Annotated in this window: 11 protein-coding genes; 10 read left to right on the top strand and 1 reads right to left on the bottom strand. The window is 33.1% G+C overall.

Annotated elements, in window-relative coordinates; genetic code table 11:
- The 3 genes from V7014_RS24185 to V7014_RS24175 all read left to right on the top strand — a co-directional run.
- Positions 1–302: hypothetical protein (locus V7014_RS24185; protein ID WP_335511157.1), on the top strand; the 302-nt coding region annotated here is incomplete at its 5' end.
- 664 nt (positions 303–966) lie between these two features.
- A complete protein-coding gene (locus V7014_RS24180; RefSeq protein ID WP_335511156.1) occupies positions 967–1,164 on the top strand; it encodes a hypothetical protein in 198 nt (65 codons plus the stop codon).
- 527 nt (positions 1,165–1,691) lie between these two features.
- Positions 1,692–2,954 carry an MFS transporter gene (locus V7014_RS24175; RefSeq protein ID WP_335511154.1) on the top strand — a complete coding sequence of 421 codons (1,263 nt, stop codon included), beginning with the start codon at positions 1,692–1,694 and terminating at the stop codon, positions 2,952–2,954.
- Positions 2,955–3,252: 298 nt separating this feature from the next.
- Here V7014_RS24175 and V7014_RS24170 read toward each other — a convergent pair whose 3' ends face one another.
- Positions 3,253–5,181 (bottom strand): helix-turn-helix domain-containing protein, encoded by a 1,929-nt coding sequence (locus V7014_RS24170; RefSeq protein ID WP_335511152.1) that lies wholly within the window; start codon positions 5,179–5,181, stop codon positions 3,253–3,255.
- Between the two features lie 271 nt (positions 5,182–5,452).
- Here V7014_RS24170 and V7014_RS24165 point away from each other — a divergent pair, with 271 nt between their 5' ends.
- From V7014_RS24165 to V7014_RS24135, 7 genes are all read left to right on the top strand, one after another.
- On the top strand, positions 5,453–6,196 hold the full coding sequence (locus V7014_RS24165) for an SDR family NAD(P)-dependent oxidoreductase (protein WP_335511150.1): 744 nt from the start codon (positions 5,453–5,455) through the stop codon (positions 6,194–6,196).
- Between the two features lie 23 nt (positions 6,197–6,219).
- A complete protein-coding gene (locus V7014_RS24160; protein ID WP_335511148.1) occupies positions 6,220–6,633 on the top strand; it encodes a Zn-ribbon domain-containing OB-fold protein in 414 nt (137 codons plus the stop codon).
- A gap of 72 nt (positions 6,634–6,705) precedes the next feature.
- Complete coding sequence (locus V7014_RS24155; protein ID WP_335511146.1) at positions 6,706–7,167, top strand: MaoC/PaaZ C-terminal domain-containing protein; 462 nt, start codon at positions 6,706–6,708, stop codon at positions 7,165–7,167.
- A 28-nt stretch (positions 7,168–7,195) separates the two neighbouring features.
- A complete protein-coding gene (locus V7014_RS24150; RefSeq protein ID WP_335511145.1) occupies positions 7,196–8,347 on the top strand; it encodes an acyl-CoA dehydrogenase family protein in 1,152 nt (383 codons plus the stop codon).
- 13 nt (positions 8,348–8,360) lie between these two features.
- A complete protein-coding gene (locus tag V7014_RS24145; protein WP_335511142.1) occupies positions 8,361–8,555 on the top strand; it encodes a hypothetical protein in 195 nt (64 codons plus the stop codon).
- Positions 8,556–8,627: 72 nt separating this feature from the next.
- Complete coding sequence (locus V7014_RS24140; protein ID WP_335511140.1) at positions 8,628–9,812, top strand: lipid-transfer protein; 1,185 nt, start codon at positions 8,628–8,630, stop codon at positions 9,810–9,812.
- A gap of 474 nt (positions 9,813–10,286) precedes the next feature.
- On the top strand, positions 10,287–10,601 hold the full coding sequence (locus V7014_RS24135) for a thioredoxin family protein (RefSeq protein WP_335511137.1): 315 nt from the start codon (positions 10,287–10,289) through the stop codon (positions 10,599–10,601).
- Positions 10,602–10,826: the final 225 nt, after the last annotated feature.

Here is a 10,826-nt window from a genome sequence, read left to right as displayed (position 1 = left end):
ACTTCTACATTAGTGTAGATACTAAAGTATTTGTTATCGATAAACAGACGTTGAAGCAAGTAAATAAAGAAGAAATCAAACCTAGCTTTGTTTCAAACTATGATCACGTAGCTGCAGTAGATCAAATAGCAAACAAAGAAACACTATATGTATTATATGAAGGATTTAAAAATAGCGGTCAAAATGATATGTACATCGTAGCGTATAATTACAAGAATGGTAAAACATTATACGAAGGTAAATTACCAAGCATGGCAGATCGCGGTGTAGGTAAACTATATTCGTTTTCGATCAATCAATAGTTAAAATAAAAAACTTGTACAGCATGTATTAAAGAAGCTATGTTACACATTTAGCTTTCAAAACCTGCTCTGTTTTAGAGAATTAAAAATCCATGAACTTTAAGTATCGGATAACGGACTTTGCGAAGAGTGTCTTCAAGTAACAATAAAAAGACGATTTTCCCCCTTATAGTAGGGAAAATCGACTTTGTTTCTCTTTCATAAAATGTATTAGTATGGGTTTTATGTCAAAAAGTTGGTAACTAGAATGTTTATACAAGTCTATTATTTTTTTAAATCGTTAGTCCGTTCTATACTTCTTATTCTTCAATTCTATATGAATCATTCATTAGATTTCCCTAAAAAGCCACAATATTAACACTATAGAATTTCTATATATAAATTCAAAAACAACAATGTTCCAAATATTCAATAGAAAATATAGAATTGTTGATAAGGCAGAATTGTAAACATATTTCATTTGAAAATCAATAATATATCAGCTGAATAATGTGAAAAAAAATACTTCAAAGCCACTATAATCAAATGATGAAACAATATTTCATTAAGAGCAAGATTAAATTTATCGATGGTATAAGCGTTGTAACAATAGAAAGTACATAATCTTATAATCAATCTGCATATAATGACATATCTGTTCAATTATTTGGGGAGGAAATCGAACATGATCAGAGCACCACGAGTGGTTTTTTACAGCATTCATAAATCTGAATTGCAGCAATTCCTCATTATTGATTTTATATGTAGTTCTGTAGTTTATTATCTCGTCTTTAAAATGAATTGGAGTACTTTAGCTGCGATTATTGCAAGCTCTGCATGTCCACTGCTTATAAAAAAATATGTAAGAAAATACAAAGCGTAAATTAGATTATTAGGATTTAATGTGTTCACTTATAGTTTTCATTAGTTCTATATGAAATTTTAGCTAAAGAGCTTTGAATTCATACAAAATGGATTCAAAGCTCTTTTTTTATCTTCTACTATAAATTGCACGGAATAACTTCCGTCTGTAGAAGTTACATAAATATCTATGTAATATTTGTGGACACTTGATATAGATAGTCCCTATTAAACGTATTAAAATTGTAATAATCAATTTGATTGTAAGTTCAGGTGTAACATCTAAAAAACTAAAAAGGAGTGATAAATATGACTTGAGTGTGGCATTGCCTGTATCCAGAAGGTATACCTTGTATCTTTTGGAGGAGAAATATGAATGATAGATTTTAAAGAATCAGAAGAAATTAGAGATAATAATTCTTAGAAAAAAACAATGTGTATCCCTGATAGCTCGACGGAATTACAGAAGCGAACAATTGCTAGGCGTTTATTATAAGGAGACCGTAGTTATTAAGTGCATTTAATCTATTTTTGGAAATGAGGGATGGCATGCGTTGGTTTGTACTTATCCTATTATTTATAGGTATGATTATTAATTTTGCAGATAAGTCGATCGTCGGGCTAGCAGCGACATATATTATGAAGGATTTGAATTTATCTTATGCAGACTGGGGAATCGTTGGAAGCAGTTACTATTGGCTATATCCAATTACAGGTGTCATCGGAGCTGCCTGGGCAGATCGCATTGGCGCTAAAAAAATGTTAGGCTTCTTAATGCTAACATGGGCTGTATTACAAATAGGTGTAGTAGCGATTACAGCTCTTCCATTATTAATATTATATCGAATTCTATTAGGGGCATTTGAAGGGCCATTTAGTCCAATTGCTTATAGTCATGCTCTAAAATGGTTTCCATCTAAATCAAGCGGTTTCGTTACCTCTGTTGTCGGTTCCGGAGGGACGGTTGGTGCGTTTATTACAGCACCATTATTAATTGGAGCGATTACAGCATGGGGATGGAAGGCAGCTTTTATTTTGCTTGGTGTAGCAAGTATTGTTTGGTTTATCTTAATTCAATTCGTTAAAGAAAAACCAGCTGTAGAGAATGGAGAAATGAAGAAAAAAGAGAAAGTGGAAAAATTAAAACTGAAGGATGTTAAACAAATTTTATCTTCAAGAGTTACTTTATTTACAACATTAGCCTTTTGTTCAACTTATTTCATAGTTGTGTGGTTATCAATATGGTTACCTCTGTACTTAGTGGAGGTGATTGGAATGAGTTCCGGACAAATGGGATTCGGTATCATGTTTATTGGTTTATCATCAATTGTCATTTACATGCTTGTTTCCATTATCTCAGATAGACTTTTTGTAAAAACAAAAAGTTGGAAAATATCTAGAATTTATGTATCTGGAGCATCGATGATTATCGGAGCGCTTTGTATGCTTTCAATTATAGTATTTCAAAATCCTATTTGGGCAATAATTGCGATGAGTTTAGCGAAAGGGTTAACTTATTCCATTTTAGTTATTGGACCGGCAATAATGACAAATGAAATGCCGGAGCGAGGCGGTTTAATGGTAAGTATTCTTACCTCTTCTGGAAATGTAGCGGGTGTAATCGCACCAATGGTCACAGGATTTATTATAAGTCTTGCAAGTACAAAAATATTCGGATATAATCTTTCGCTTATTGTTATGGCTATATTTGTAATTATTAGTGCTGGATTATTTGCGATGTTAGTTAGACCATCATTTAATAATAAAGAGAATATCTCAAATGAGGAAGATCTAGTCGAACAAATCAACTAAAATAACTAGAAAAGAAAGCGTTTTCTAAGCGTTGCAGACTAATTGCATTAAAAAAATAGTGGCTGTCCAAAAAGTGATTTGCTATCACTTTTTGGACGCCTTTTACGCTTTTTAAGCCCTTCGATATTGTTTTCGTGAAATTTGTTATCCTTGCTTTGTATAGTTAAAATGCTTATTTTTAGTGATTTTGATTAGGATGAGATTCCTGTATCTTCATAAAAATCAAAGAATGACGATCTCATACATGTATAAAACGAGAACGAGAAGGTCCTATTAGACAGCTCTTTGCTATTTTATCTCAGTTACTATTCATTTTAGTTAATAACTGATGAATCATTAAGGAAATTCGTAGATTCAATTTATTTTGAGTGTTTGATAAACTCAATCCCGTAATGTCTTCTATACGGTTTAGCCGATACCTTAAAGTGTTGTAATGAACATGTAATTGAGTAGCTGAGGATTGAATAACTGATTCATTATCTAGAAAGGCTTGTAACGATTTGATCAGGTCCGCATTATGAATAGTATCGTATTCAATTAAAGTTCCTAAATACTTCTCACTATATAGCTTCATTGATTCAAAGTTATTTGACTCAAATAACACACCAATTATCCCCAAATCGTCATAGTAAATGATTTCGTTTTGTCTTCCAAAGAGATGAGCAAATTCTGCTGCTTTTTTTGCATCTGAATAACCTTTCGCATACTCTGGAGGTTCTTTAACACTATTGCTAATACCGATAGTTGCATTAAATCCTGAACTATACTTCTTATAAGAGGCTAGGATGTCTTTCGCTATGCCAGCTGTTTGGCTGCTTTGAGTTAAGACGATTAATTTTTCACCATGTACGATGCTTAATGGAAGAGATGAAACACCTAGTGAATATCTTATTTTTTCTAAAATTTGATTAGTTTGATTTGAGTTAAGTTCACTATTATTTGACTCAGCTGAAGGAGAAAGAATCAGAATATGATATGAGTTACGAAAATCGAACTTTAAAAATCGCCCACGCCTTAATAAATCCTCTTCTAATTCTAATCCTAGTATAAGGTCATAAAGATATTCTTGTCTTAATCGCATTTCTATTTCAGTGCTCGTTCGCTCTTGGCTTATTTTCAGGGCTATTACATTTTTTGATTGTTCAATTGCTACAATATCAAGATTGTCGTGTTCATTATAAGCACGTGGAACAATGAGATAGGCGATCGTCATTTCATTTAACAGTATTGGGAATACAGTGATGCAGGAATCATTGGTAATGTGTAGTTCAGTTGATTTCTTTAATCCATTTTTTATGGCTTTAATTTTTTCAAAAATATGAGTGTAATGAAAACTAGTTTCACTAGTTCTGTCTTTAACTCTTGAAGGGTAATAATCATGAATAATATTCCCATATTCATCCATTAATAATATTGGCTCATTAATAAACTTTGAAAGTTTTTGGATAATACCAGAGTAGCCGCTATTTAGAGCTTCTTTGAATAATTCTTTATGTAAGTTAGTAATTCTTAATTCATTGCCGTACAGCCTTGCATTATCTATTGCAATCGCTGCTTGATAACAATAATGTTCTAGCATTTTGATGAGCAAATCTGAGGAGTTGTATGGCTTTTGTCTTGCTATAAAAACGATGCCTAGTAACTGATTGTTAAGTAATAAAGGAGACGCAATAATAGAACGAATGCCTTCTCTTTCTATTAACTTTTGAGCTAGAGGATCGATTGGATCTTTGTATTGTTTGTAATCAGATACAACGTAAGGCTTGTGAAGTTTTGCTACTATACCCGTGATACCTTTATCAATGTTTTGTTCATAGTTTAGAAGTTCATCTGTATTAGCACCTGATAGTACTTGAATTCGAATGTTGTTTTGTTCCTTATTAAGTAAAGCAATCAAAACAATATTTGCCTTTGAAATGCTTCGCAATTTATCGGCACTTAACGATAAAATTTTATCTAATGGTGCTAAGGAGGACACTTCAATATTGATTTGTTGAATGATTTCAAAAGTTTTCGCCATAAAATTTAAATAGGATTCTTTTTGCTTTAACAGTTGAATTTTTATAACATAATCTTCCACTATCGGGAGTGCCTCTTTTGGCAATCTTGATTTAAGTCTACTTCGTAATGAATTCCATCGATCTTCTACATAATGCTCTTGAGAAAGTTGAGACACTTCAGAGAATATGTCCAAGAGAATAGAATTGTCATACTGTACCATCGCCATATATTTTACTCCTTTCATTTATTAATTGTGAAAGACTTCTAATTTAATAAGCCAATTTAGAAGGGATACATAGATTATAAAATAAAAAACGTAAAATATACAATTATGATAAATTATGTTAATAGAAAGTAATCTACTATTCACCTGAAGAAATATCACAAAAGCATGCATTTTATTTGTATACCTTTGATATAGAATAATACTTTATTACGTTATAGAATGATAATAACGAATCAATATAGGTAAAGCATTTATGAAGGAGTGGTTGAATATGAGATTCGAAGGTAAAGTAGCAATAGTAACAGGTTCAGGAAAAGGAATAGGAAAATGCATTATTCAAAAACTCGTACAAGAAGGGGCCTTTGTTACAGTATCTGATATTAATGAGCAAACATGTGAGGATACAGTAAATGAAATTCGAGAAGCTGGTGGTCGTGCTATTGCTGTTGTAGCTGATGTGTCAAAGGTCGAAGATGTAAAAAAGGTGGTCCAAAATACAATTGAAGCATTCGGTAAAATTGATATCTTAGTAAATAATGCTGGCATTCTAAAGGATACTAGAATTAAAGATATGGAAGAAGAAGACTGGGATCAGGTCATTGATGTTTGTTTAAAAGGAGCGTTCTTATGCTCTAAATATGTCTCTTCACATATGGTTGAACAGAATTATGGGAAAATTATAAATATTTCGTCACGAGCATATCTTGGAAATCCAGGACAAGCAAACTATTCATCGGCAAAGGCTGGGATTGTTGGTCTTACAAGATCTTTGTCTAAAGAATTAGGAAGAAATAATATAAATGTAAATGCTGTAGCCCCTGGACTTATTGAAACAGATGCTTTAAAAAACCATCCAAAGTACGAAAAAATCAAAGAATTACAAAAGAAAGATACACCTGTTCCACGTATTGGATTACCTGAAGATGTAGCGAATGCGGTTTTATTTTTTGCATCAGATGATTCTTCCTATATTTCAGGTGATATATTACACGTGACAGGAGGGAGATTCGGTTAAATAAATTTTGAAAGGAGTATTTTATGGACTCTGAGCACAAGAGAGCAGCCCCATTTCATCAAAACTTGTGGAAAAGTGATGATGGATATTTCTACCTTATTGGAAGTAAATGTGATAATTGTGAAGAAATCTTCTTCCCGAAAATAGAAAGAAGTTTATGCCCACAATGTAATGAAGGAGATTTAATTTCAATCAACTTAAGTAACGAGGGTATTATTCATGCTTATACAGTTGTTAATCAATCACAAGTAGATGGCGCTGTTCCTTATGCATACGGAATAGTGTACTTACCTGAAGGAGTAAACGTTTATACGCTATTTGTTAATTGTGCAATAGGGCAACTGCGATTAGGTCAGAGTGCTCGACTAGTTGTTGAGAAGTCGAACGATCAAGAAGGCAATGAAGTTTTTACATATAAATTCGCACCAATAATTTAATAGTATGGAAATCCACGTTTAATCAGTAGTTTATTATTGGATAAATCAAATTTTGTAAATTGGAGGAGGACTATGTCAGAAGAAGCTTTATACTTTGAAGACTTTAAAGTTGGAGAGATTTTTTCATCTCCAGCTCGAACAATTACAGAAGCAGATATTGTGAATTTCGCCGGATTATCAGGTGATTACAATGCTCTTCATGTTGATGAAGTGTATGCAAAGCAATCGATTTTTGGAGAACGTGTTGCACATGGACTTCTTGGGCTAACAATTGCCTCAGGATTATTCACAAGGACAGATCTTAATAGAAGAATGAGCTCAACTCTACTTGCATTATTAGGGATTAACTCTTGGAGTTTTATTAAACCTATTAGAATTGGAGATACGATACATCTTGAAGTTGAAATTATAAGTAAAAAAGAAACTAGTAATAATGAAAGAGGAATCGTGAATTTCAAACGTAAAGTAGTTAACCAAAAAGCTGAATTAATCCAAGAAGGAATTACTCCTATGTTAATTATGAGAAAGGCTTAAATAATAATATGAGTGGGGAGGAATATGCATGAGCATAACATTAACTGATGAGCAAACGTTGGTGAAACACACTGTTAAACGATTTTTAGACAAGGAAATACTCCCGATGGTAGATGAATATGAAAAGTCTGGAAAAGCAGTATCAAAAGAAATCATAAAACAGTTAGTACCTTTTGGTTACTTAGGTGGTCTTCTTCCAGAAGAAGCAGGAGGACATGGGTTAAACTATACAACATATTTTACAATGATTGAAGAGTTATCAAGAGTTTGGCCATCATTAAGAGCAACTGTAGGAATTACAAATTCGGTATTGACTCATATTTATGAATATGGAACAGAGGCTCAACGACAAAAATTTATAAAACCTTTATTGAAAGGTGAGAAAATTGGTTTTTTTGCGCTAACCGAACCAAATGTTGGATCTGATACATCTAGTATTCAAACTCGAGCAGAATTAAAGGGAGATAAGTGGATTTTAAATGGATCTAAGATGTTTATTACAAATGGTGTTGAAGGTGATATTGGAATTGTCATTGCACAAACAGATAAATCGAAAGGTAATGCAGGGATAGCTGCTTTTATTGTAGAAAAAAGCCAGTCACATTATATAGCTAATCCAATTGAAAAGATGGGTACTACAAGTTGTCCATTTGCAGAATTAGTATTTGAAGATTGTGAAGTGCCTGTTGAAAATTTATTAGGAACTGTAGGAGATGGGCTAAGACAAGGACTTAAATTTCTCAATAGCGCACGTGCGATGGTCGCATTTATATCAACCGGTATTGCTCAAGCATGTGTAGATGCTTCAGTTGCATATGCAAAAGAGCGAGTACAGTTCGGTAAACCAATTGGAAGTTTTCAATTGATTCAAGCGAAAATTAGTGAAATGGTGACTTTAACAAATGCGATGCGCCTGCTTGGACTTCAAGCTAGCAATCTATTAGATCAAGGTAAGACATGCAAAGTTGAATGCTCGATGGCTAAATACTACTCAACAGAACAAGTATTAAAGGTGGCAGAAGATGCGCTGCAAATTCATGGTGGATACGGTTATACGAAGGAATTTCCAGTTGAAAGATATTATCGCGATATCCGCTATTTTACAATAGCAGAAGGAACAAATGAGATTCAAAAATTAATTATTGGTAGAGAAATATTGGGGATTTCTGCTTTTTCATAATAAGAGGCTCTTGATGATGCATCGAGGTATTCTAAAAAAGAATAGAAAAAAGTTTATCGATAAAATCCCACAAAAAAGGGTAGGAGAGCCAAAAGAAGCTGTTGGGATATTTAATCTTGCATCTCCGCTTTCAAATTATGTAAATGGCCAAGTACTTCAAATAAATGGCTGTTTATATACTAAAGTTTTATTTCAAACCATTTTCTAATTAAAAATGGCTAAAAAAAAACTAATTATAATTCTGATATTTCAGATAATTAAAAAGAAAGAAGGGAAATCAATGCAAAGAAAAGTAAAAGTAATTGGTGTAAACATGGTGAAATTCACTAAACCAGGAGCTCAGGAACCTTATGAAATTATGGCTTCAAAAGCAATTTTAGGAGCGTTAAAAGATGCTGGAATTAATCAAAAAGCAATTCAACAAGTTTTTGCTAGTTATGTATATGGAGATAGTACTTGTGGACAAGCGGCAATGTATAAAGTGGGTATGAACGGTATTCCGATAATAAATGTGAATAATAATTGTTCGTCTGGTTCAACAGCATTGTATTTAGCTAGACAGGCAGTTGAGTTTGGGGTTGTAGAGTGTGCCCTTGCCGTAGGTTTTGAAGAAATGAAGCCAGGTGCATTAGGCAGTGTGTGGTCGGACCGTACTGCGCCCATGCAATCTTTTGTTGAACGCTTAAATCATTTAGCTCCTGAACTTCCTGAAACACCGCGTGCCATCCGTTTATTTGGTACGGCGGGTAATGCATATGTTGAAAAGTATGGTGCAAATCCAAATATTTTCGCGAAAGTAGCTGTTAAAACGCGAAGTCATGCTATTCAAAATCCATATTCAATGTTTGATCAGCCATTAACTTTAGATGACGTATTGAATGCACCTACAATTTATCCACCTTATTTAACTAGATTTTGCGCATGCCCACCTTCCTGTGGAGCCGCAGCGGCAATTCTATGTAGTGAAGAATTTGCTAAAAAACATGGACTTCAAGATGCTGTAGAAATTGTAGGGCAGGCTATGACAACTGATTTGGTCAATACATTTGAAACTGATGCTATAAATCTTGTAGGCGCAGATATGACTAGAAGAGCAGTAGCAGAAGTTTACGAAAAAGCAGGAATTGGTGCGGAAGATGTAAATGTAGTTGAGTTGCATGATTGTTTTACTCCAAATGAGGTTATAACATATGAAGGCTTAGGCCTTTGTGGTGAAGGTGAAGCTGAAAAACTAATCAATGATGGTGATAATACGTATGGTGGGAAATATGTTGTAAATCCATCAGGAGGACTTATGTCAAAAGGGCATCCGCTAGGAGCCACAGGATTGGCACAGTGTACAGAATTAGTATGGCAATTACGTGGTCAAGCAGATAAGCGTCAAGTGCAAGATGCAAGAGTAGCACTGCAACACAATCTTGGACTTGGTGGAGCTGGCGTAGTCACAATGTATAAGAAAGCATAGAAATTCATATGATTTAAAAAACTAAATTAGTAAATGATGATGGGACTAATCAATAGTCGGTATTTTTGACTTTGATTAGTCCTTTTGTTATGAGAAAGAAGGATTTTAAAGTTAGCAAAAATATCTATAAAAATATGAAGGGGTTGACCAATAAGTTCTATTTGCTATCTTTGTTTGATCGATGGGAAAGTAATTCTTACGTTTTTTAAGAAAATACATGGGGGTTCATCTAGACAGAAAGCGCCAAATGTAGGCATTCTTGTATAATCAGCAAGTTTATATATTTGACGTAACCTTCGTCGGACAGCCCCTACTTACAAATTATTCATTGTGAAAATTTAACCGAGTTAAATAAAATGATAGATATTCTATTAAACGGTATAATATATTTTGAGATGATTCCTTTAACTATTTTAGGTTTTATTGAATAGTTCTAATTTATAAATGGGATTGTAGTAAATGGAGGAAACGATGATGAAACAAATCAAAGAGGAACAAGAATATTATAATGAAATTAAGCAAGATCAGCTAACAGTTGGTATTTTTACAACAACTTGGTGTCCAGATTGCAAACGTTTAGATATGTTCATTGATGAAATTACAGCTGAGAATCAAGATAAAAAATGGTTCAAAATTGACCATGATGAGTTTCCAGAAATCTCTGAAGAACAAAGTGTAATGGGTATTCCATCATTACTAGTGTTTAAAAATGGAGAAAAATTAGCTCACTTACATAGCGCTAATGCTAAAACTGCGGATGCAGTAAGAGAGTTTATTAATAATATTTAATTTATTTTAAAATCAGTACATGGATTGTTACTACTCATGTGCTGATTTTTTTATAAAATGAATGCTAAGACAAGTTTATCTTAGTATGAATGCTTTTCATTAGAAAATTGCCAACGATGTCAGTTACAATTAATTAATAAGACCTTGCAGAATTAACAGTAATTTTCCAGCTTTACAAAAATCTTTCAAGTTTAATTACTTGTATCTGTTATATAAATATAATAA

The organism is Bacillus sp. JJ722, from assembly GCF_036963345.1.
Taxonomy (GTDB): domain Bacteria; phylum Bacillota; class Bacilli; order Bacillales; family DSM-1321; genus Bacillus_AD.
The sequence above is the reverse complement of the archived record's forward strand: the minus strand, read 5'-3'. Positions and strand labels throughout refer to the sequence as shown.